Consider the following 22846-nt stretch of genomic DNA (forward strand, 5'->3'; position numbering starts at 1 on the left):
CCGGCCGCGACGTGGGAGACTGATCCGGTGACCCACATCGGAGCGGCGACAGGCGAGCACGCCACCCAGGGCCCTGAGGGGCGGCGGTTCGCCGTGCGCTGGGCAGGCCTGACCGACACCGGCCTGCGCCGCCAGCACAACGAGGACTCCCTCGTCACGCTGCCGCCGATCTTCGCGGTGGCCGACGGCATGGGCGGCCACTCGCACGGCGATCTCGCGAGCAAGGCCGTCGCCGACGAGTTCGGCGGACTCGGCGGCCTCGAGACGGTCGAGCCGATCGACGTCGTCGACGCGCTGCGTCGCGCGACCGACGTCATCGAGCGCTTGGGCGACGGCGAGGGGGCCGCCGGCACCACCGTCACCGGCTGCGCCTTCGCGGTGCACGACGGCGCGCCGCACTTCGCGGTCTTCAACGTCGGCGACTCGCGCACCTACGCGATGCTCGGCGAGCGCCTCACGCGCATCACCGTCGACCACTCGGTCGTGCAGGAGCTCATCGACGCGGGCCTGCTCACCGAGGAGGAGGCCGAGACCCATCCCGAGGCCAACGTCGTCACGCGCGGCGTGGGCGCCGGCATCGACCCCGTGCCCGACTACTTCCTGCTGCCGATCATGCCCCAGCTGCGGCTGCTCGTGTGCTCCGACGGCCTCACCAAGGAGGTGCCCGACATCGAGATCGAGCGCATCCTGTGGGAGCACGAGGAGCCGGCCGCGGCAGCCGACGCGCTCGTCGCCGCAGCGCTCGACCACGGCGGTCGCGACAACGTGACCGTCATCGTCGTCGACGTCACGAAGGCACCCTCGGTCGACGACGTCGACCGCACGGTGCCGCGGACGACGCTGCGCGACGAGGAGACCAGGCGCAGCTGATGGCCAGGCGGCTCCCCTCCGCGCCGCCGGTCCTGCCCGGCTACTCGCACCTCCACGTGCTCGGCACGGGCGGGTACGCCGATGTCTTCCTCTACGAGCAGGCGCTGCCGCGCCGGCCGGTCGCCGTGAAGGTGCTGCTCGCCGAGCTCGTCGACGAGGAGGTGCGGCGCTCCTTCCGCACCGAGGTCAACCTCATGGGGCGCCTCTCGTCGCATCCGGGCATCCTCACCGTCTACGGCGCGAGCGTCGCGAGCGACGGCCGCCCGTACCTCGTGATGGAGCTCGCGAACCCCGAGCTCGGCGAGCGCTTCCGCACCGAGCCGCTCGCGCCCGAGGCGGCGCTGCGGGTCGCCATCCGCGTCGGCGCGGCGATCGAGACGGCGCACCGGTCCGGCGTGCTGCATCGCGACATCAAGCCCGCCAACATCCTCACGACGGCGTTCGGCCACCCGGTCCTCAGCGACTTCGGCATCGCCGGGCTGCAGCACGACGCGACCGAGGCCGCGGGCGTCTCGGTCCCGTGGGCCGCGCCCGAGGTGCTGCGCGGCGAGACCGGCGGCACCGTCGCGACGGAGGTGTGGTCGCTCGGCGCGACGATCTTCTCGCTCATCGCCGGGCGCAGCCCCGCCGAGCAGCCCGGCCGGTCGAACGACCACGAGGCCCTCAGCGCCCGCATCACCGCGCACGAGCTGCTGCCGTCGCGCGCGATCCCGCAGCCGCTGCGCCGCGTGCTCGACAAGGCGCTCGCCGCGAAGCCCGCCGACCGCTACGAGAGCGTCCAGGCGATGCTCGTCGACCTGCAGGAGGTGCAGCGCGAGCTCGGCTTCGACGTCACGCCCATCGAGGTCGAGATCGACGCGTGGGCGGCCGAGCCCGTCGCCGAGCCGGAGTCGGACCCCAAGGACGAGGCGGATGCGCTGCGGCTGCGCCAGCGCCGCTCGCGTCGCGCTCCCGGCATCACGGGCAGCCGCGTCGACATCTCCACCTCGACCGGCCGCCGGCAGCCGCAGCAGCCCAAGCGCTTCGCGATCGGCCTCGGCATCGGGGTGGCGAGCATCGTCGTGCTCGGCATCGTCGCGGTCGCGGCCATGGCGCTCTCGAGCGTCTCGCAGCAGATCCCGGTCGTCTCGGAGATCGCCGTGACCCCCGAGTCCGGCCGGGTGGCGTTCAGCTGGCCCGACCCCGGCCTCGTCGCGACCGACACGTACCACGTGCGCACGAGCACGGGTGATGCGCTCATCCAGGGCGGTCGCGAGTTCACGATGACCGGCGACGCAGGCGAGCAGCTGTGCATCACCGTCGCCGTCAACCGCGACGGGTCGACGGGTGATCCCACGGAGGCCTGCGGGGAGCCGCTGCCGTGAAGCGGCGCGTCGCGGGCGGCGCGCTCGGCTCGCTCCTCGTGGCCGGCGTGGTCGCCGGCGCCGTCCTGAGCCCCGGCTACGCGGCCGTCGAGCCGAGCCTCGACGGCTCGAGCGTGTGGATCGCCAACAGCGGCGGCGGCGTCATCGGGCTCGCGAACACCGCCAACAGCACGATCGAGCGCATCGTCAGGGTGGGCTCGGCCGACGAGGCGCACCAGGCCGCGAGCGGCACGGTCATCGTCGACCGTGACGCGTCCACCGTGCGCGTCGTGCTCGAGGACGCCGCGCAAGCCGGGCCCGCGGTGCCGATCGAGGCAGGCGCCGAGGTCGGCGTGCGGGGCGACCGCATCGTCATCACGTCGCCCGCGACGGGCGACGTCTGGCGCACGAGCACGGGCGCGCTCGCGGAGGGCGCCGTGCTCGACGACCCGGTCGTCGCGCTGGGGCGCGGCGGCGTCGCGGTGCTCACCGACGACGCCCTGCTCGCCGCCTCGCCCGGCCTCGGCCGCGTGCTGCGGGTCGACGCGGCCGGTGAGATCGTCTCGAGCGACCGCGCGCCCGTGTCGCCCTCGGCGCCCGAGCTGCAGCTCACCGCGCTCGGCGAGGAGTGGGTGCTCTACGACCGCGGCTCCGGCGTGCTCTCGACCGCGTCGTGGCAGACGCCGCTCGACGATGCGGGCGTGCAGCTGCAGGAGCCCGGGCCTGCCTCGGCGTCGGTCGTGTACGGCACGGACGACGCGCTCGTGCGGCAGCAGCTCGGCATCCCCGGGGCGAGCGTGCTCGCCTCTGGCACGGGCGGGGACGCCGCGCGGCCCGTCATCACCGACGACTGCGTCTTCGCCGCGTGGGACGGCGGCACCGCGTGGCGCGCGTGCGACGGCGCCGAGCCGGTCGTGCTGCAGCTCGAGGGCATCGCGGGCGACGCGAGCCTGCGCATCCTGCAGCGCGGCAGCGCGACCGCGGCCGTCGACCCCGGCTCGGGCGACGCGTGGGCGATCGACCGCGACGGCAGCCGCATCACCGGCTGGCAGCTCGACACCGATGAGCCGCAGCCCCAGACGCCGTCCGAAGGCGAGACCGTCGAGGAGACGGTCGAGGCGGCACCCGCGGCGCCGGTCGCCGAGGACGACGAGCTCGGCGCGCGCGCGGGCGGCGTGACGGTGCTGCCGGTGCTGCTCAACGACAGCGACGCCAACGGCGACCCCATCGTCATCACGGAGGCCGAGGCCGACCGGGACGACGCGTCCGTGAGCATCACGCCGGACGGCCGCGGCATCCGGCTCGAGGCGCCCGAGAGCGGCACGACGCGCGTCACGTACGGGATCTCGGACGGCACCGCGGGCGATTCCGCCGTCGCGACGGTCACGATCCGGGCGGGCAACGAGCCGCCGCAGCTCGTGCGGCCGCAGCAGGCGACGCTCGAGGCGGGAGGCTCGCTCGTGCTCGACGCGCTCGACGGCTGGGTCGACCCCGACGGCGACGCGCTCGCGGTCGTCGCGGCGGAGGCGGAGGCGCCCGATCGCGTCACCGTGCGCTCGGACGGCCGGCTCGAGTTCCGCGACGGCCGGGCGGGCGCGCAGCGCGAGGTGCGCGTGACGGTCACCGACGGGCAGTCGACCGCGACCGAACCGATCGCGCTCACCGTGCACGCGGGCACCGTGCCGATCGAGGCGCAGCCCGTCACGGCCGTCACGCGCGTCGGCCAGCAGCTCGATCTCGAGCCGCTGCTCGCCGCTCGCGGGGGCTCCGGCACGCTGAGCCTGCACAACGTGGTCGCGAGCGGGCTCCCGGTCTCGCCCGACATCGCCGAGGGCACCATCCGCGTCAGCCCCACCGAGCCCGGCATCCTGCGGTTCACGTACGTCGTCACCGACGGCGCGACGACGATGGAAGGGCCGATCGTCGTGCGCGTGCTCGAGGGCGTCGACGCCTCCTCCGCGCCCGTGACGCTGCCCACGCGCGTCGCGGCGCCGCCCATCAGCTCGATCGAGCTCGACGTCGACGAGCTCGCGCACGACCCGTCGGGCGGCGTCGTCGCGCTGACCGAGGCCGCGGCGGCGGGCGACGGCGTGCGCGCCGAGGTGATCGACGCCGAGCGGCTGCGCCTCACGCTCACCGGCGGCCTCGTCGGCGAGACGGCGGTCGACTACACCGTGACGAACGGCATCACGAGCGCGAGCGGCGTGCTGCGCGTCTCGGAGTCCGTCGCCGCCTCGGTGCAGCCGCCCATCGCGCGCGACGACACCGTCTCGGTGCGGCCCGGGGGGCTCGTCGAGATCCCCGTGCTCGCCAACGACGAGCACCCGGACGGGCTGCCGATCGAGCTCGAGCCCCGGCTCGTCGCCGCCCCCGAGGCCGGGCTGCTCTTCGTCGACGACGACCGGATGCGGTACGTCGCCTCGGACGAGCCGGGCTCGTACACCGCCGCGTACGCCGTGCGCGGCCCCGACGGCCAGACCGCGAGCGCCGAGGTGCGCATCACCGTCGCCGACGCGGCGCAGACCACGAACGCCGCGCCCGTCGCGCCGACGGTCGAGGCGCGCGTCGTCGCGGGCGCGGGCGTCGACCTGCCGCTGCCGCTCTCGCACGCCGACCCGAACGGCGATCCCGTCCAGCTCCTCGGCCCCTCGAGCGCGCCGGCGCTCGGCTTCGTCACGCAGTCCGGGCGGTCGACGCTGCGCTACCAGGCGGGGGAGTACTCGCCCGGCACCGACGAGTTCCGCTACCGGGTCGTCGACGACCTCGGGGCCTCGGCCGAGGGACTCGTGCGCGTCGCGGTCGTCGAGCCCGGTCCCGCGCTGCCGCCCGTGCTGCGCGCCGACGAGGCGCAGATGCGGCCCGGGTCGTCGCTCATGGTGCCGGTGCTCGTGAACGACGCGGACCCTGCGGGGCTGCCGCTGTCGATCGTGTCGGTCGAGACCGTCACACCGGGGTCGCGCGCGGAGGTGCGCGAGGGCGCGGTGCTCGTGACCGCCGGCGCGGACGTCACGGAGGTCGGCGTGCTCGTCACGGTCGAGAACACCGCCGGCTCGACCGCCACGAGCTGGCTGCGCATCGACGTCGACCCGGCCGCCCCGCCGCCGGCGCCCGACCTCGAGGACGTGCAGGTCGCGATCCAGTCGATCGCCGACGCCGACGCCGTCATGATCGACCCGCTCGCGCACGCATCGGTGGCCGACGGGCGCACCGACGTGCTCGAGGCGACGCTGCCGATGGAGACCCCCGGCGTGCAGCTCGTCGACGGCACGATCGAGATCGCCGTCGCCGACCGCACGCGATTCGTGCCGTACACGGTCGCGCGCACCGACGACCCGAGCGCGGTCGGGACCGCCGTCATCGCGGTGCCCGGCCGCGACGACGCGCTCCCGCAGCTGCGCCCGGGCGTCGCGCCGCTGTCGGTGCAGTCGGGGGAGACGCTCGAGATCGACATCGACGAGGTCGTCGACACCGTCGACGGCGAGGGCGCGCTCATCACGGACGCGAGCGCGGTCGAGGCGACGCCGACCGACGGCTCGAACCCCGTCATCGATCTGAAGACGCTCCGCTTCGTGCCGCAGCCGGGCTACTACGGGCCCGCGAGCATCACGTTCGAGGTGACCGACGGCGACAGCGTCACCGATCCGGATGGCCGCCGCGGCACGATCGTGCTGCCGATCGAGGTGCTCCCGGGCGACGACGTGCCGCTCACGGTGCTCGGCTCGTTCCTGCAGCTCGAGCCCGGCAAGGAGCGCTCGATCGACCTCACCCGCATCACCCGGTCGCCGAGCCCCGAGCGGCTCGCCGATGCCACGTGGTCGCTCGTCGAGGGCGTGCCGCCCGGGTTCCAGGCGTCGATCGAGGGCTCGACCCTCACGGTGCGCGCGCTCGACGCGACCCCCGCGGGCACGGCCGCCGATCTCGCGATCGGCGTGAGCGACAGCGCCGGCGGCGGCGAGCCGGGCGCCGTGCGGCTCGCGGTCATCACCTCGACGAAGCCGCTCGTCGCGCCCGTCGCGGATGCCGTCACCGTGCAGCGCGGCGAGAGCGCGCAGGTGCGGCCGCTCGCGAACGACGGCGCGTCGAACCCCTTCCCCGACTCGCCGCTGCGCATCGGCGCGATCGACACGGAGGGCGCCGCCGAGCGCGGCGTCGATGCGACGCTCGACGGCGGCACCGTGACCGTGCGCGCGAGCGGCACCGCCGTCATCGGGCCGACGATCGTGCAGGTGCAGGTGCTCGACGGCACGGGCGACCCGCGCCGCGGCGTCTGGAGCCCCATCACCGTGACGGTGCAGGATGTGCCCGACACCCCCGCGCCCCCGGTGCAGGCCTTCGACGAGCACGTCGACGGCGTCGTGACGATGACGATCGAGCCGCCCGCCGCCAACGGCAGCCCCATCACCGGCTACCGCATCGTCGGCTCGGGCGTCGACGTCGCGTGCGGCGCCGAGCCGCGCTGCCGGCTCGAGGGCCTGCCGCCCGGCGTCGACCTGCGGCTCCGCGCGATCGCCGTGAACGCGCTCGGCCCGAGCGATCCGTCGGCGCCGTCGGAGCCCGTGCACGCCGACCGGCGGCCCGACCTGGTGCGGGGCGTCACGACCTCGCCGGCGGCGGAGCCGGGCTCGGTGCGCATCTCGTGGCAGGGTGTGCCGCAGCCGCAGGGCGGCACGCCCGTCGAGGCGTACCTCGTGCGCATCACCGGCAACGGCGCCGACCGCATCGTGCGGGTCGGCGCGACCGAGCGCAGCGCCGTCGTCTCGGATCTCGCGCCGGGGCTCGCGTACAGCGCCGAGGTCGCGGCCGCCAACGCGGCGGGCGTCCCCGACGAGGGCTGGCGCTGGCCGGGCGCCGGCGTGCCGTTCACCGCGGTCGGCGAGCCGCCGAGGACGACGGTGCTCATCACCGGTCGCACCGCCGGCTCCGTGACCGCGAGCTGGTCGCGCGTCGACTCCGCCGGCGCGAGCGGCGTCGCCTACGCCGCGCGCATCGTGCCGGTCGCCGACGCGGGATCCGCGAGCTGCGAGAGCGGCGGCGGCGGGCGCCCCGGCGGCAGCACCGCGACGTCCGCGACGCTCCCGGTGGCCGAGGGCTCGCGCGTCGTGGTCGCCGTGACCGCCGACAACGGCTGGCACTGCTCGGTGTCGGTCTCCGAGCCGGTCTTCGGCAAGCCGGCGCCCATCGACCCCCGCTCCGCCGGCATCGCCGCCCAGGTGCGCGACGACGCGCTCGACGTGCAGCTCACGAGCGCTCCCTCGCTCGCATCCGGCATGTGGCTCGAGGCGCGCGTGCGGCAGTCGCCCCAGGTCGCCGAGCCCGTCTGGACGCGCGTCGCCGCCGGCTCGTGGCTCACCCCGACCACGACGTCCTTCACCTACGGGCGCACCGCATCCGTCGACCTGCGCGCGTGCGCGCCGTCCGGCGCCGGCTCCGGCAGCGTCTGCTCCGACCCGACCGAGGTCGGCAGCGCCGTGCCGCTGCGGCTGCAGGCGAGCGTCGAGCGCTGCCGTCCGCTCGCGCCGCTCGTGGCGACGCCGCCGGCGAACGCGAACCCCGCCGCCGAGGCCGAGGTCGTCGCCTCCTACCTCGTGGGCGGCAGGTGGACCGCCGAGCAGCCCGCAGATGAGCCCGTACCGGCGGGGGCGACGCAGGTGCGCGCGACCGGCGTCGTAACCTATCTGGAGTCCGGGCCCCACAAGGACCCCGCTCCGACCGTCGCGGGATGCGGACTGTAGGTCGAGGGCGTGAGCAGGAGGGAACCGGGCGTGGGCATCGATGTCGCGAGCATCCAGGAGCTGGCAGAGCGGGTCGTCGAGCGGGTCGAGCGCGTGCTGGTGGGCAAGCCGCTCGCCGTGCAGCTCTCGCTCACCGCGATGCTGAGCCACGGCCACCTGCTCATCGAGGACAACCCCGGCACCGGCAAGACGTCGCTCGCGCGAGCGCTCGCGGCCTGCATCGACGGCTCGGCGAGCCGCATCCAGTTCACGCCCGACCTGCTGCCCGGCGACATCACCGGCGTGAGCGTCTGGAGCCAGGGCCGGGGCGAGTTCGAGTACCGGCCGGGCCCCGTGTTCGCGAACGTGGTGCTCGCCGACGAGATCAACCGCGCGAGCCCCAAGACGCAGTCGGCGCTGCTCGAGGTGATGCAGGAGGGGCACGTGACCGTCGACGGCGTCGCGCACCCCGTGCCGCGCCCGTTCATGGTCATCGCGACGCAGAACCCGATCGAGCACGCCGGCACCTACCAGCTGCCCGAGGCGCAGCTCGACCGCTTCGCGCTCAAGGCGTCGATCGGCTACCCCGACCACGCCTCGACCCTCCGCATCCTCACCGACTCGGGCGACGAGGTGAGCCCTGAGGAGATCACCCCGGTGACGGATGCGCGGACGGTGCAGGAGCTCGCGCTGCGGATCCGCAAGGTGCACGTCGAGGCGTCGATCGTCGACTACGTCGCGCGCCTCGTCGAGGCGACCCGCGAGGCCGACGAGGTGCGGCTCGGCGTGTCGGTGCGCGGCGCGCTCGCGCTCGTGCGCACGGCGCGCGCGTGGGCGGCGATCCAGGGCCGCGACTACGTGACGCCCGACGACGTCAAGGCGCTCGCGGTGCCCGCGCTCGCGCACCGGCTCGTGCTGCAGCCCGAGGCTGAGTTCGACGACGTGCGTCCCGAGAGCATCGTGCAGCAGCTCATGCTGACCGTGGCGCCGCCCAGGCGCTGACATGCGCTGGCTCGACGCCGCCGTGCGGGCGATCACCCCGTGGGGGTGGACGCTCATCGCGGCCGCGCTCCTCGGGCTCGTGCTCGCGCGCACCCTCGGGTGGGCCGAGGCGCTCGTCGCCGCGGTCGCCGCGACCGTGCTCGTGCTCGGCGCCATCCCGTGGATCGTCGGCGAGCGCTGGGCGCGCGCGAGGATCGGCCTGAGCGCCGAGCGCGTGCCGGTCGGCGCCGACGCGCTCGCGCTCGTCGAGGTCTCGCGACCCACGCGGGCGGCGACCCCCGCGCAGGTCGACCTCGGCATGGGCGACGACGAGGTCGTGCTCGAGATCCCGCCGATCGACGTCGGCGGCCGCGTCGTGCGCAGCGTGCCCCTCGACACCTCGCGCCGCGGGCTCCGCACGATCGGCCCGGTGACGATCATGCGCACCGACCCGTTCGGCGTGCTCGAGCGCCGTCACCGGCTCACCGTCTCCCGCACGCTCGTGGTGCACCCGCGCGTCGTCCGCCTGCCCGGCGGCGCGGGCGGCATCGTGCGCGACCTCGACGGCGAGGCCGCGGCCGAGCGCACCGCCGACGACGTCTCGTTCCACAGCCTGCGCGAGTACGCGCCGGGCGACGACCGGCGGCTCGTGCACTGGCGCTCGAGCGCGCGCTACGGCTCGCTGCTCGTGCGGCAGTTCGAGCCGAGCCGCCGCGCCGACACGCTCATCGTGCTCTCGACCGATCCGAAGGAGTACGAGGGCGACGACTTCGAGCTCGCGCTCTCGCTCGTCGGCACGCTCGGCCTCGCCGCCATGGCCGACCGCCGCGCGCTGCGCATCGTCGAGAGCCCCCGCACCGAGCGCGGCGAGCCGACCCCGATCGACGCCGCGACGCGCGACCGGCTGCTCGACGCGCTCGCGGTGCTCGAGCCGGGGCGGTCGCTCGGGATCGCCGCCGCAGCGCGCGCCTCGCGGCGCACCGCGCCCGGCAGCCTCGCGTGGCTCATCACGGGCTCGAAGGTGCCCGCGCGCACGCTGCGCACCGCGGCGAACGGCATGCCGGCCGACGTGGTGTCGGTCGTGGTGCGCGCGGCGGTCGGCGCGCTGCCGTCGCGGGCGCGGCTCGGCGACGCCGACGTCGTCACGGTCGGCGCGATCGAGGACCTCTCGCGCGGCATCGGGCAGGTGAGGCAGCGGTGATCGCGCGGGCCCCGTCCGTCGGTGCGCTGCTCGTCGCGATCGGCGTCGCGTGCGTGCCGATGTGGTGGATCTTCGGCACCCTGCAGCTGGTCGTCGCGCTCTCGGTCGCGGTGCTCGTCGGCACCGGCATCGCGTGGCTCGGCGCCGTGCGCCGCTGGAGCTCGCTGCTGCTCATCCTCGTCGGGCTCATCGCGCTCGCGCTGCTCTCGGTCCCGCTCACCGCGCCCCAGCGCATCCCGCGCGGGGAGTGGCTGCCCGCGTTCGTCGACGCCTCCGCCGCGATCGTGCTCGCCTGGCGGCGCCTCCTGACGATCGGCGTGCCGGTCGGCACGGGCGACTCGCTGCTCATGGCGCCCGTCGTGCTCGTGCTCGCCGGCACGGTCATCGGCGTCTCCCTCGCGCTGCGCTCCCGCCGCGCCGAGACGGCCGCGCTCATCCCCGCGGCGATCGCCGTGTGGGCGATCCTGTGGGGTCCGCGGGCCATGCCCGAGCCGTGGCTCACGGGCCTGCTCGCGCTCGTGCCGCTCACCGCGTACGTCGCGATCGTGCGGCAGGCGCGGCGCCGCAGCCGCGCGCCGAGAGCGCTCTCGTCGCTCGCCCGCCGCGTCGGGGCGGGCGCAGCGGTCGCGATCGTCGCCGCGGGGGCCGCGGGCGCCGCCGGCGCGCTCCTGCCGCTGCCGGAGCGCGTCGTGCTGCGCGGCGACACCGCCGCCGAGGTCCAGCTCGAGGGGCCCTCGCCCATGTCGGCGTACCGCGCCTTCTGGGCGGCCGAGAGCCGCGACGCCGCGCAGCTGACGGTCACCGGCCTCGAGCCGGGCGACCGCGTCCGCTACGCCGTGCTCGACCGCTACGACGGCGAGGTGCTCGGCGTCGGCCGCGACGCGTTCCAGCGCGTGCCGATCGCGGAGCCCGGCACCGGCCGCGTGATCGGCGTGACGGTGGGCGAGCTGCGCACCCAGTGGCTGCCGGTCGTCGGCACGCCCTCGGCCGTCCGCTTCGTCGGCGAGCGCGCCGAGTCGCTCGCGGCCGGCCTGCACCGCAACGAGTCGCTCGGCGCGATGGTGGTGGAGCCCGGCATCGGACCGGGCGACGGCTACCAGATGCTCTCGCGCGACGGCGTGCCGGTGGTCGATCGCGACGGCATCGCCGCGCTCGACGCCGCCGATCCCCGCCAGGGTCCGCAGGCGCTGCCGGATGCCATGCTCACCGCGCTCGCGGAGTGGACGGGCGGCGCGACGTCGTCGGGTGACCGGCTCGCGGCCATGGTCGAGGGGCTGCGCACGACCGGCTACGTGAGCCACGGCGTGCTCGAGGACGAGGCGCCCTCGCGCCCCGGCCACTCGCTCGAGCGGCTCGAGGCGCTCTTCGACGAGCCGATGGTGGGCGACGCCGAGCAGTACGCGACGGCCGCGATGCTGCTCGCGCGCCAGCTGGGCTTCGACTCGCGCGTCGCGATGGGCTTCACACCCGACGTGATCGAGCCGGGGCGGCCGACGGCCGTCGTCGGGGCCGATGCGGATGCGTGGCTCGAGGTGCGCACGACCGGCGGCTGGGTCGGCATCGACGTCGTGCCCGATCCGCGCCCCATCCCCGAGCAGGAGCAGCAGGCGCCGACGGTCGTCGAGGAGCCGCCGCAGCAGCAGGCTCCCGCCCCCGCGCCCGGCGGGCAGGCGGAGGGCGTCGATCCGGCCGCGCCGAGCGCGCCGCGCGAGATCGACGACGGCCTCGCGCGGCTGCTGCAGCTGCTCGCGGCCGTCGGCGTCGTGCTCGGGCTGCTCGCGCTCATCGCCGCGATCCCGGTCGGCCTCATGATCGCGAAGGTCGTGCGCCGTCGGCGCCGACGCAGCGCCGACGACCCGCGCGACCGCGCCGAGGGGGCGTGGGCCGAGGTGCTCGACGGGCTCCGCGACCGCGGCGAGACGCTGCCCGGTGCCGGCACGCGGCTCGAGCAGGCCGGGGAGGATGCGCGCATGCGCGCGCTCGCGCACCGCGTCGACCGCGCGGTCTTCGCGGCCGATCCGCCGACCGAGCCGGAGATCGACGACGCGTGGGAGGTGGGCGCCGCGGTGCTCGCCGAGCGCGACGCCGGCCAGCCGTGGTGGACCGGCCTGCTGACGCGCCTCAACCCCGCGTCGCTCGTGCGCCGCTGACGGCGCTCTCCACAGCCGGCCGCCGGCGCGCCGCGGCCTCGCGGCGGCAGCGCGCATCCTGCCGCCGTGCCCACCCGCATCGAGCTGCCCCGACCGCCCGTCGACCCCGAGCCCGCGCCGTTCCCGCTGCTCGCGAGCCTCGCACCCGTGCTCGGCGCGGGCGCCATGTGGCTGCTGCTGCAGACGCCGACCGTGCTCGTGTTCGCGCTGCTCGGGCCGGTGATCGCCGTCGCGAGCATGGGCGACGGGCGGCGCAACCGGCGGCGACGGCGCAGGCGCGAGGCCGCGCGCTGGCGCGCGGAGGTGGCCGACGCCGGCCGACGGCTCGACGTCGCCCTGGACGCGCGCCGCGACGAGCTGCGCGACGCGCACCCGGGGCCGCGCGCGGTCGCCGCGCGGCCGCCCCACGACCCGCTCCGCTGGCGGCGGGAGGCCGACGCGCCCGTGCCCGTCGTGCTCGGCACCGGCGCGCTGCCCTCGGGCATCGTCGTCGAGGGCACGGTGCCCGCGACCGATCCCGCGGTGCGCAGGGTCGGGGCCGCCGACGACGCAGCGCGGCTGCGCGCGGCGGCCGCCGCGGTCGACGGCCCGGTCGTGGTGGACGCACGCGAGGGCATCGGCGTCGTCGGGCCCCCGCTCGTCGCGCACGCGATCGCCCGCGCCGCGGTCGTGCAGGCAGCGGATGCGGTCGCTCCCGATGCCGTCGAGGCGATCGCTCCCGACGACGCGGCCTGGGACTGGCTGACCGGCCTCCCGCATCCGCTGCACCGCGAACCCGGCCGCGCCGTGCGGCTCGTGGGCGACGGGGTCGACGTCACGGTCGCGGTGGCCGAGCACGCCGCGCAGCTGCCGCGCGAGTGCCGCATCGTCGTGCACGCGGCGCTCGACGCCGCCCGGGTGGGGGAGCGCTCGTTCGTCCCGGCCGCGATCGCGGAGCGCGAGGCGGTCTCCGCGGTCGAGACGCTCGCGGCCGCGGCGGCGCACGCCGGCATCCGGGGCGAGGGGGCGCTGCCGCAGCACGTCGACCTCGCGAAGCTGCCGCGCGCGGCCGGGGGCCTCGCCGCGACGTTCCTCGCGGGCGATCGGCCGATCGAGCTCGACCTCGTGCGCGACGGCCCGCACGCGGTCGTCGGCGGCACGACCGGCTCGGGCAAGAGCGAGCTGCTCATCGCGTGGGTCGCCGCGATCGCCGCGGGCCGGTCCACGGCCGAGGTCTCGTTCCTCCTGGTCGACTTCAAGGGCGGCGCCTCCTTCGCCCCGCTCGAGGGCCTCGCGCACGTCGTCGGCGTCATGACCGACCTCGACGAGGCCGGCGCGCGCCGCGCCATCGAGAGCCTCCGCGCCGAGCTGCGCCGGCGCGAGCGCGCGCTCGCCGAGCAGGGCGCGCGCTCGATCGAGGAGGCAGACGGGCTGCCGCGGCTCGTCATCGTCGTCGACGAGTTCGCGGCGATGCTGGCGGAGCTGCCCGACCTGCACCGGCTGTTCGTCGACCTCGCCGCGCGCGGCCGCTCCCTCGGCGTCCACCTCGTGCTGTGCACGCAGCGTCCCGCCGAGGCCGTGCGCGACGCGCTCCTCGCCAACTGCGGCATCCGCATCTCGCTCCGCGTCACCGACGAGCACGACGCGGTCGCCGTCACCGGCTCGGCCTCGGCCGCCGCGATCCCGCTCGCGGCGCGAGGCCGCTGCGTCGTGCGGGTGGCGGGCGGTGCGACCCGCACGGCGCAGGCGGCGCTCGCGTCGCCCGAGCACCTCGCCGCGCTCGTCGCGGCCGCCGCCGACCAGCCCCGCATGCCGCGGCCGTGGCGCGAGCCGCTGCCCGAGCGGCTGCCGCTCGCAGCGGTCGAGGCGAGCGGCGACGCCGTGCGGCTCGGCGTCGTCGACCGGCCCGCCGAGCAGCTCGTCGCCCCCGTCGTCTGGCGCCCGGCGCTCGACGGGCCGCTGCTCGCGGTCGGGGGAGCCGCGAGCGGCCGCACCGGCGTCGCCGACCTCGTCGCCGCGCAGCTCGGCACGCCGGTCGTCGACCGCGAGGACGCGCTGTGGGACGCGCTCGCCGAGCCGGGGGCGATCGTCGTCGACGACCTCGACCTGCAGCTCGCGCGCCTCGCCGACGACCAGCAGGCGGCCGTCGTGCAGGCCCTCGCGCGCCGGATGCGCGAGGGCGCGCCCGTCGCGCTCACAGCGCGGCGCGTGTCGACGGCCATGGGGCAGCTCGCGCCGCTCGCCGAGCTGCGGATCCTGCTGCGCATCGCGAGCCGCCAGGAGCACGTCGTCGCCGGCGGCGCGGGGCAGCTCCACGACGGCGCGCTGCCGCCCGGCGCGGGCTGGCTCCACGACGAGCGCATCCAGGTCGCGCTCGCCGATGCCCCCGCGCCGCGCCGGCAGCCGCGGTCGGCGCCGCTGCCGAGCGGCCCCGCTGCCGTCGTGCTCGGGCACGGCGCGACGCTGCCTCCGCCGCTCGCCGGCACCCCCTGGGTGCGGCCGGGCGGCGGCGAGGGGACGCTCGTGGTCGGCACGGTCGCCGAGTGGGAGTCGGCGTGGGGCGAGCTCGATCGGCTGCGGGCCGAGCGGCCGGTGCTCGTGCTCGGCGTCGACGAGCGGCAGCTCCGCCAGGTGCTGCGGCACGCACCGCTGCCGCCGCCGATGCGCTCGGCGCCCGCGTGGCTGCTCGCCGAGGGCCGCTTCGAGCGGCTCCGCTACTCGAGGAGCGACGCGAGCGGCGCGGCCTGAGCCTCGAGCGCCGAGGCGACGGCGGCGTTGGCCACCTGCCCGCCTGTGGTGTTGAGGCCCTCCGCGAGGCCCGCATCCGCCCGCAGCGCGTCGCGCCAGCCGAGGTCGGCGAGCCGCAGCGTCGCGTGCAGTGTCGCGTTCGTGAGCGCCTCGGTCGCGGTGCGCGGCACGGCGCCCGGGAGGTTCGCCACGCACGCGAAGAGCGTCTCGTGCACGCGGAACGTGGGGTCGCGATGGGTGGTCGGCCGCGAGTCGGCGAAGCAGCCGCCCTGGTCGATCGCGATGTCGACGAGCACCGAGCCGGGCCGCATGGCCGCGACCGTCTCGTTCGAGACGAGCTTCGGCGCCTTCGCGCCGGGGATCAGCACCGAGCCGATCACGAGGTCGGCGTCGCGCACCGCCTCGTCGACCGTGACGCGGTTCGAGTGCAGCGTCTGCACGCGGCCGCCGTAGATCGTGTCGAACTGGCGCAGCCGCGGCAGCGACACGTCGAGCACCGTGACGCGCGAGCCCAGCCCCACCGCCATCTCGACCGCCGCTGTGCCCGCGACGCCGCCGCCGAGCACGACCGTGTGGCCCGCGCGCGTCCCCGGCACGCCGCCGAGCAGCAGGCCCGCGCCGCCCGCGGGCGCGGTGAGCAGCCGCGCGCCCTGCACGACCGAGAGCCGGCCGGCGACCTCGCTCATCGGCGCGAGCATCGGCAGCGACCCGTCGGGGGCGCGCACCGTCTCGTACGCGATCGCCGTCGTGCCGCGGTCGATGAGGGCTCGCGCGAGCTCGGGCGCGGCGGCGAGGTGCAGGTAGGCGAAGAGCGTCAGGTCGTCGCGCAGGAAGCCGAGCTCGGGCTCGATGGGCTCCTTCACCTTGAGCACGAGCTGCGCGGCCCACGCCTCGGCGGCCGAGCCGACGATGCGCGCGCCGGCCGCCTCGTAGGCCGCATCGGGGATCCCGCTGCCCGCCCCGGCGCCCGTCTCGACGACCACGTCGTGGCCGTGCGCGACGAGCTCCGTGGCGCCGGTGGCGGTGAGGGCGACGCGAGCCTCGTCGGTCTTGATCTCGCGCGGGACCCCGATCAGCATCAGTCGCCCGTGACCTCGGCGATCGCGCGCCCGATGACCTCGACCGCGTCGCGGATCTGGTCGTCGGTGATCGCGAGGCTCGGCAGGAAGCGCAGCACGTTGTAGTCGGTGCCGGCGGTGAGCACGAGCACGCCCTCCTTGCCCGCCGCGGCCGAGATCGGCGCGGTCGGGATCGGGGCGCCCGACTCGGGGTCGATGAACTCGATCGCGAGCATCGCGCCCTTGCCGCGCACCTCGATGATCTCGGGGTGCCGCTCGGCGAGCCCGTCGAGCAGCGGCCGCATCACGCGCTCGACGCGCTGCGCCTCGCCGTTCAGGTCGGCCGACTCGATCTGCTCGAACACCGCGACCGCCGCGGCGCACGAGACGGGGTTCCCGCCGAACGTGCCGCCGATGCCGCCGGTGTGCACCGAGTCCATGATCTCGGCGCGGCCGGTGACGCCGGCGAGCGGCATGCCGCCTGCGATGCCCTTGGCCGAGAGCACGAGGTCGGGGACCCAGCCGAAGTGCTCGGAGGCGAAGGTGCGGCCTGTGCGGGCGATGCCCGACTGCACCTCGTCGGCGATCATGACGACGCCGTTGGCGGTGCACCACTCCTGCATGGCGGGCAGGTAGCCGTCGGCGGGCACGATGAAGCCGCCCTCGCCCTGGATGGGCTCGATCACGAGGCAGGCGAGGTCGCTCACGCCGACATGCTTGTCGAGGTAGTACTGGGTGCGCTCGGCGGCCTCGGCACCGCTCAGGCCGTCCTGCAGCGGGTACGAGCCGGGCGCGTGGAAGATGTCCGAGGCGAGCGGGCCCATGCCGGTCGCGTACGGCGCCGGCTTGTAGTTCATGGTCATCGTGAGGTTGGTGCGGCCGTGGTAGCCGTGCTCGACGACGGCGACCGCGCGGCGGCCGGTGAACTTGCGGGCGATCTTCACGCCGTTCTCGACGGCCTCCGAGCCCGAGTTGACGAAGAACGACTTCTTCGCGTGGTCGCCGGGGGTGTGCTTCGCGAGGTACTCGGCGACGCGCACGTAGGGCTCGTAGGGCGTCGTGCCGAAGAGCGAGTGCGTCAGCTTGCCGACCTGCTCGCGCACGGCCTCGACGACCGCGTCGTTCGTGTGGCCGACCGTCGTGACGCCGATGCCGCAGCCGAGGTCGATGAAGCGGTTGCCGTCGACGTCCGTGATGATCGCGTCGTGCGCCTCGGCGATGAAGACGGGCAGCTGGTGGGGGATGCCCTGCGGCACCGCCGCGGCCTTGCGCTCGAGGAGCGCGCGCGAGTTCGGACCGGGGATCTCGGTGACGATGGAGCGGGTGAGAGCCGGAGCGGCGATGTCAGTCATGGCAGAAGCCTACGCCGCGCGCCGTGCCCCGGACAGCGCGCCGCCTAGGCTGGCCGCATGCCGATGCACCACAGCTACGCCGTCGAGGTCGAGTGGACCGGGGCGGGCGAGACGGGCACGACCGACTACCGCTCCTACTCGCGCGACCACGTCGTGCGCATCGAGGGGCTGCCCGACATCCTCGGCTCCGCCGACCGCACGTTCCGCGGCGACCGCGCGCGCCACAACCCCGAGCAGCTGCTGCTCACGGCGCTCGCGCAGTGCCACATGCTGAGCTACCTGCACCAGGCGGTCACGCGCGGCATCGTCGTGACCGCCTACCGCGACGCGGCGACCGGCTCGATGGAGACCTCGGGGACGGGCGGCCGCTTCACCGAGGCCGTCCTGCACCCGGTCGTCACGATCACGGATGCGTCGAAGGCGGCGGATGCGCTCGACGCGCACGGGCAGGCCGGCAGGGACTGCTTCATCGCGTCGTCCGTCGCCTTCCCGGTGCGGCACGAGCCGGTGATCGTCGTCGACGGCGTCGTCGTCGCCGGGCACGGCGCCGGCGAGCAGAGCGAGCCGGACGCTGCGGCGGACGAGCGCGCCGAGGCGGGCGCCTGATGGCCCGCCGCCGCATCATCCTGCTCGGCAGCACCGGCTCGATCGGCACGCAGACGCTCGACGTCGTGCGCGCGAACCCTCGCCGCTTCGAGGTCGTCGGCCTCGTCGCGGGGAGCGACCGCGCCGGGCTCGAGGCGCAGCAGGCCGAGTTCGGCGGCGAGGCGGCGCTCGGCGCCGATGCCGCGGTGACGATGATCGAGTCGGTCGAGGCCGACGTCGTCGTGAACGGCATCACCGGATCCGTCGGCCTGGCGCCGACGCTCGCGGCGCTCGCGGCCGGCCGCACCCTCGCGCTCGCCAACAAGGAGTCGCTCATCGCCGGCGGCGACCTCGTCATGCGCGCGGCCGCGCCCGGTCAGATCGTGCCGGTCGACTCCGAGCACTCCGCCATCGCGCAGTGCCTGCGATCGGGCGACCACGGCGAGGTGCGCAGGCTCGTCCTCACCGCATCCGGCGGCCCCTTCCGGGGCTGGAGCCGAGAGCGGATGGCCGCGGTGAGCCCGGCGGATGCGCTCGCGCACCCGACGTGGGACATGGGTCCGATGGTCACGACGAACTCCGCGACGCTCGTGAACAAGGGGCTCGAGGTGATCGAGGCGCACCTGCTGTTCGACGTGCCCTTCGACCGCATCGACGTCACGGTGCACCCGCAGTCGATCGTGCACTCGATGGTCGAGTTCGCCGACGGGTCGACGATCGCGCAGGCCTCGCCGCCCGACATGCGGCTGCCGATCTCGCTCGGCCTCGACTGGCCGCACCGCATCGCGGGCGTCGGGGCGCCCCTCGACTGGACCACCGCATCCGCGTGGACCTTCGAGCCGCTCGACGAGCGCGCGTTCCCCGCCGTGGCGCTCGCGAAGCGCGTGGGCCGGGCCGGCTCGACCTTCCCGGCCGTCTTCAACGCCGCGAACGAGCAGGCGGTGCACGCCTTCCACGCGGGCGAGATCGGCTTCCTCGACATCATCCCGGCGATCGAGCGCGTGCTCGAGCAGCACGAGCCGGGCGAGCTGACCCTCGAGGGCGTGCTCGCGGCCGAGCGCTGGGCGCGCCGCGTCGCCGACGAGGTCTGCGGCGTCGACCGGTAGCGCGTCCGCCGGTCCGTCGATCGAGGAGCGCGCGGCCGGAGGCCGCACGCGTCACGAGATCCGAGGAGCGAACCGCCCCGTCCGTCGATCGAGGAGCGCGCGGCGGGCTCACCGTCCTGTCCGTCGATCGAGGAGCGCGCGGCGGGCTCACCGTCCTGTCCGTCGATCGAGGAGCGCGCGGCGGGCTCACCGTCCTATCCGTCGATCGAGGAGCGCGCGGCCGCAGGCCGCACGCGTCACGAGATCCGAGGAGCGAGCCGCCCCATCCGTCGATCGAGGAGCGCGCGGCGGGCCGGACCGCCCTGTCCGTCGATCGAGGAGCGCGCGGCGGGCTCACCGTCCTATCCGTCGATCGAGGAGCGCGCGGCGGGCTCACCGTCCTGTCCGTCGATCGAGGAGCGCGCGGCCGCAGGCCGCACGCGTCACGAGATCCGAGGAGCGAGCCGCCTACCGCGGCGCGAGCACGACCTCGACGCCCGCCCGGTCCACCGCGTCCACGACCGCGCCCGCGTCGTCCCACCACCTCGCGTAGTGGTCCGGGTCGCGGTTGATCTGCACCGCGTGCGCGACCCGGGTCGGTGCGAGCGCGTCGCGCCCGTCGAGCCGCGCGAGCGCCCGGTAGAAGAGCACGGCCGAGCCGTACGCATCCATGCGCACCTCGTACGGCCCCCAGCCGGTGCGCTGCTGGAAGAGCCCGCGCGAGTCGGGCCCCGCATCGTCGCCGTGGTCGATGACGCGCAGGCTCGACTCGCCCATCGCCGTCATGACGCCGATGCGCACGTCGCGCTCCGAGAGCCCGAGATCGCGCCCCGCGCGCATCACGACGGCCGCGTTCTCGAGCTGCTCGCCGCTCCAGCCGGCGACCGAGCGCGGCAGGTCGCCCTCGACCGTCGCCGACTGCGTCACGGGGTCCGGCTCGGGGCGCGTCACGATCCACGCGAGCAGCACCACGAGCAGCAGCCCGATCGCGCCCATCACGACGCCGCGGGCGTCGGAGCCGCGCGCGACGCGCTCGGCGACGGGCCGGGAGGCGCGGCGAGCCGGTCGGGCGGCAGGTCGGGCGGCAGAGCGGGCGGCGGGCACGGGCCAACGGTAGGCGCGATCGCTGTGGGTTCCATAGCCTGCACGGCTACGCTGGCCGATCGATGGAAGCCGTCCTCCTGTTCACCGCGGGCGTGCTCGTCGTCGTCGTCGGCCTCGCCGTCTCGATCGGCCTGCACGAGCTCGGGCACCTGTGGCCCGCGAAGCTCTTCGGCGTGCGCGTCGGGCAGTGGATGATCGGCTTCGGCCCCACGATCTTCTCGTTCCGCAAGGGCGAGACCGAGTACGGGATGAAGTGGATCCCGCTCGGCGGCTACATCTCGATGTCGGGCATGTTCCCGCCGCTGAAGCCGGGCGGCGAATCCCGAGACGCGTCGACCGGCTTCCTCGACACCCTCGTGCAGGACGCCCGCGACTCGAGCGCCGAGACGATCCACGAGGGCGAGGAGCACCGCGCGTTCTGGCGCCTCGCGACGTGGAAGCGCATCGTCATCATGCTCGGCGGGCCGATGATGAACCTGCTGCTCGCGGTCGTGCTCTACGGCGTCGTGCTGTGCGGCTTCGGCATAGCGGTGCCCTCGACCACGGTCGCGAGCGTCTCGGAGTGCGTCATCGCCGCATCCGAGGAGCGCACCGACTGCGCGCCCGGCGACCCGCTCGCGCCCGCCGCGCAAGCGGGTATCGAGCCCGGCGACCGCATCGTCGCGATCGACGGGCAGCCCGTCGACGGCTGGGCCGACATCCAGGGCGCGATCCGCGACCTCGGAGGCCGCGACGTGCCGTTCGTCGTCGAGCGCGACGGCGCCGAGCAGACCGTCGAGGTCACGCCGATCGCGAGCGAGCGCTACGTCTTCGACGACCTCGGCCAGATCGTCGAGGTCGAGGGGCAGCCCGTCACCGAGACGATCGGCTTCGTCGGCATCGGCCCGCAGTACGTCGTCGAGCAGCAGCCCGTCACCGCGGTGCTGCCTGCGGTCGGCGACAACGTCGTGCGCGTCGGCGAGCTCATCCTCAACCTGCCGCAGCGGCTGGTCGACGTCGCGCAGGCGGCGTTCGGCACCGAGGAGCGCGACCCCAACGGCCCGCTCTCGGTCGTCGGCGTCGGCCGCATGGCGGGCGAGATCGCCGCGCTCGACCAGGTGTCGATCCTCGAGCGCGTGAGCGCCATGGTGCAGCTGCTCGCGAGCCTCAACGTCGCGCTGTTCGTCTTCAACCTCATCCCGCTCATGCCCCTCGACGGCGGGCACATCCTCGGGGCGGTGGTGGATGCGGTGCGGCGCGGCTGGGCGCGCCTGCGCGGCAAGGTCGCGACGCCGCTCGACACCGCCAAGTGGGTGCCGCTCACGCTCGGGGTCACCGCGGTCCTCGGCGTCATGAGCGCGCTGCTCATCTACGCCGACATCGTCAAGCCCATCAGCCTCTTCGGCGGGTAGCCGGGCTGGCCGCAGCACAGACGCTGATCGAGTAGCGGCCCACCGGGCCGCGTATCGAGATCCCTTCGGTGCGTCTCGATACGCCGCCTGCGGCGGCTCCTCGACGAGCGAGGGGGCGCCCTGCCCGCGGCGGCTCCTCGACGAGTGAGGCGAGCGTCCCGCCCGCGGCCGCTCCTCGACGAGCGAGGGGAGCGCGCCTCAGCGCTCGGGCGTGCCCTGGTGGAACCGCTGGCGCCAGCGGCCGCCGGACCGCACCCAGAGCGAGCTGCGCAGCGCCGGCGCTTCGCCGACCGACCGCCAGACGACCAGCTGGGCGTCGGGGGCGACCTCGTGCGTCGCGAGCAGCTCGAGCTCGACCGGGCTCGGCAGCGGCGCGATCTCGGCGAGCAGCTCGTCGCGGCTCCAGCGCCGGCCCGAGGCGCCGATCTCCTCCCACTCCGGATGCAGCAGCGCGGCGACGCTCGCGGGGTCGGCGCGCACCTCGTCGGTGAGCAGCGAGCGCTCGAGGCGCACGACCTCGGCCTCGGCCGGCTCGTCGACGAGGAAGTCGAGGCCGTCGAAGAGGTCGACGGTGTCGGTCTGCGAGGTGGGGGCGGTGTCGGTCTCGAGACGCGTGCCGGCTGCGCCGGCGCGCTCCTCGACCTGCGGAGCGGCGGTGTCGGTCTCGTGACGCGTGCCGGCTGCGCCGGCGCGCTCCTCGACCTGCGAGGGGGCGGTGTCGGTCTCGAGACGCGTGCCGGCTGCGCCGGCGCGCTCCTCGACCTGCGAGGGGGCGCCGGCGCGCTCCTCGACCTGCGGGGGAACGGAGGCGCCGGCACCCGCGAACCCGGGCCCCGCATCCGGCACGCGCCCGCGCTGGTAGGCGGCGGCCGCGCCGTTCGCGAGCCGGTCGGCGGCCTCGTTGAGGGGGTGGCCGGCGTGCCCCTTGACCCACTCGAAGGTCACGGTGCCGCCCGCGGCGCGGCGTGCCGTCATGAGCCGGTCGAGCTCTTCGAGCAGCTCGCGGTTCATCACGGGCTTGCCGTCGGCCTTCCGCCAGCCCTTGCGCTTCCAGCCCGGCATCCACTGCGTGATCGCCTTGATGACGTACTGGCTGTCGCACAGCACGTGCAGCTCGTCGACGCCGACGGTCTGCTGCAGCAGGTCGATGACGGCCGAGAGCTCGCCGATGTTGTTCGTGCCCTGCCGCTGCCCGCCGGCGGCCCAGCGGTCCGCGTCGATGTACCAGCCCCAGCCGGTGGGGCCGGGATTGCCGAGGGAGGAGCCGTCTGCAGCTGCGGTGATCACC

14 protein-coding genes are annotated in these 22846 nt (G+C 75.6%); 10 read left to right on the forward strand and 4 right to left on the reverse strand.

From position 1 onward, the window contains the following. The first annotated feature begins 27 nt into the window (after positions 1-27). From BLT67_RS11625 to BLT67_RS11655, 7 genes are all read left to right on the forward strand, one after another. Positions 28-870 (forward strand): PP2C family protein-serine/threonine phosphatase, encoded by an 843-nt coding sequence (locus BLT67_RS11625; RefSeq protein ID WP_092667166.1) that lies wholly within the window; start codon positions 28-30, stop codon positions 868-870. After that, positions 870-2234: a serine/threonine-protein kinase gene (locus tag BLT67_RS11630; protein ID WP_092667167.1), complete on the forward strand. Its 1365-nt coding sequence runs from the start codon at positions 870-872 to the stop codon at positions 2232-2234. Before BLT67_RS11625 ends, BLT67_RS11630 begins: the two co-directional genes overlap by 1 nt. After that, the gene (locus BLT67_RS11635) at positions 2231-7945 is read left to right on the forward strand and encodes an Ig-like domain-containing protein (protein ID WP_092667168.1); all 5715 of its coding nucleotides are present in this window, start codon (positions 2231-2233) and stop codon (positions 7943-7945) included. The genes BLT67_RS11630 and BLT67_RS11635 overlap by 4 nt, the downstream gene beginning before the upstream one ends. A 30-nt stretch (positions 7946-7975) precedes the next feature. Then, positions 7976-8926, forward strand: coding sequence for an AAA family ATPase (locus BLT67_RS11640; protein WP_231945489.1), 951 nt, complete (start codon positions 7976-7978; stop codon positions 8924-8926). A 1-nt stretch (position 8927) separates the two neighbouring features. Next, positions 8928-10106, forward strand: coding sequence for a DUF58 domain-containing protein (locus tag BLT67_RS11645; protein ID WP_092667169.1), 1179 nt, complete (start codon positions 8928-8930; stop codon positions 10104-10106). Next, positions 10103-12256, forward strand: a complete 2154-nt coding sequence (locus tag BLT67_RS11650; RefSeq protein ID WP_092667170.1) for a transglutaminase domain-containing protein — start codon at positions 10103-10105, stop codon at positions 12254-12256. The genes BLT67_RS11645 and BLT67_RS11650 overlap by 4 nt, the downstream gene beginning before the upstream one ends. Positions 12257-12322: 66 nt before the next feature. After that, positions 12323-14983 (forward strand): FtsK/SpoIIIE domain-containing protein, encoded by a 2661-nt coding sequence (locus BLT67_RS11655; RefSeq protein WP_092667171.1) that lies wholly within the window; start codon positions 12323-12325, stop codon positions 14981-14983. On the opposite strand, the gene ald is transcribed toward BLT67_RS11655, so the two are convergent. Together ald and BLT67_RS11665 are read right to left on the reverse strand one after the other, a co-directional pair. Then, positions 14950-16062, reverse strand: a complete 1113-nt coding sequence (ald, locus tag BLT67_RS11660; RefSeq protein WP_092667172.1) for an alanine dehydrogenase — start codon at positions 16060-16062, stop codon at positions 14950-14952. The genes BLT67_RS11655 and ald overlap by 34 nt on opposite strands. Further along, complete coding sequence (locus BLT67_RS11665) at positions 16062-17393, reverse strand: aminotransferase class III-fold pyridoxal phosphate-dependent enzyme (RefSeq protein ID WP_092667173.1); 1332 nt, start codon at positions 17391-17393, stop codon at positions 16062-16064. Before BLT67_RS11665 ends, ald begins: the two co-directional genes overlap by 1 nt. 57 nt (positions 17394-17450) lie before the next feature. Here BLT67_RS11665 and BLT67_RS11670 point away from each other — a divergent pair, with 57 nt between their 5' ends. Together BLT67_RS11670 and dxr are read left to right on the forward strand one after the other, a co-directional pair. Further along, a complete protein-coding gene (locus tag BLT67_RS11670; RefSeq protein WP_092667174.1) occupies positions 17451-17999 on the forward strand; it encodes an OsmC family protein in 549 nt (182 codons plus the stop codon). After that, entirely contained in the window at positions 17999-19084 is a 1086-nt protein-coding gene (dxr, locus tag BLT67_RS11675) for a 1-deoxy-D-xylulose-5-phosphate reductoisomerase (protein WP_172802019.1), read from the forward strand. The genes BLT67_RS11670 and dxr overlap by 1 nt, the downstream gene beginning before the upstream one ends. 447 nt (positions 19085-19531) lie before the next feature. On the opposite strand, the gene BLT67_RS11680 is transcribed toward dxr, so the two are convergent. Then, entirely contained in the window at positions 19532-20167 is a 636-nt protein-coding gene (locus BLT67_RS11680) for a hypothetical protein (protein WP_092667175.1), read from the reverse strand. A 62-nt stretch (positions 20168-20229) separates the two neighbouring features. Between BLT67_RS11680 and BLT67_RS11685 the strand changes: the two genes are divergently transcribed. Further along, on the forward strand, positions 20230-21558 hold the full coding sequence (locus BLT67_RS11685) for a M50 family metallopeptidase (RefSeq protein ID WP_092667176.1): 1329 nt from the start codon (positions 20230-20232) through the stop codon (positions 21556-21558). Between the two features lie 198 nt (positions 21559-21756). Here BLT67_RS11685 and BLT67_RS11690 read toward each other — a convergent pair whose 3' ends face one another. Further along, on the reverse strand, positions 21757-22845 hold the full coding sequence (locus tag BLT67_RS11690) for a ribonuclease HI family protein (RefSeq protein WP_092667177.1): 1089 nt from the start codon (positions 22843-22845) through the stop codon (positions 21757-21759). Position 22846 lies beyond the last annotated feature (1 nt).

The organism is Agrococcus carbonis (genome assembly GCF_900104705.1).
Lineage (GTDB): Bacteria > Actinomycetota > Actinomycetes > Actinomycetales > Microbacteriaceae > Agrococcus > Agrococcus carbonis.

What these genes read in the sequence shown, in the direction of transcription:
- ald (WP_092667172.1), bottom strand. Translation starts at nt 16,062, where the DNA reads ATGCTGATCGGGGTCCCGCGCGAGATCAAGACCGACGAGGCTCGCGTC.
- BLT67_RS11665 (WP_092667173.1), bottom strand. Translation starts at nt 17,393, where the DNA reads ATGACTGACATCGCCGCTCCGGCTCTCACCCGCTCCATCGTCACCGAG.
- BLT67_RS11685 (WP_092667176.1), top strand. Translation starts at nt 20,230, where the DNA reads ATGGAAGCCGTCCTCCTGTTCACCGCGGGCGTGCTCGTCGTCGTCGTC.
- dxr (WP_172802019.1), top strand. Translation starts at nt 17,999, where the DNA reads ATGGCCCGCCGCCGCATCATCCTGCTCGGCAGCACCGGCTCGATCGGC.
- BLT67_RS11630 (WP_092667167.1), top strand. Translation starts at nt 870, where the DNA reads ATGGCCAGGCGGCTCCCCTCCGCGCCGCCGGTCCTGCCCGGCTACTCG.
- BLT67_RS11645 (WP_092667169.1), top strand. Translation starts at nt 8,928, where the DNA reads ATGCGCTGGCTCGACGCCGCCGTGCGGGCGATCACCCCGTGGGGGTGG.
- BLT67_RS11670 (WP_092667174.1), top strand. Translation starts at nt 17,451, where the DNA reads ATGCCGATGCACCACAGCTACGCCGTCGAGGTCGAGTGGACCGGGGCG.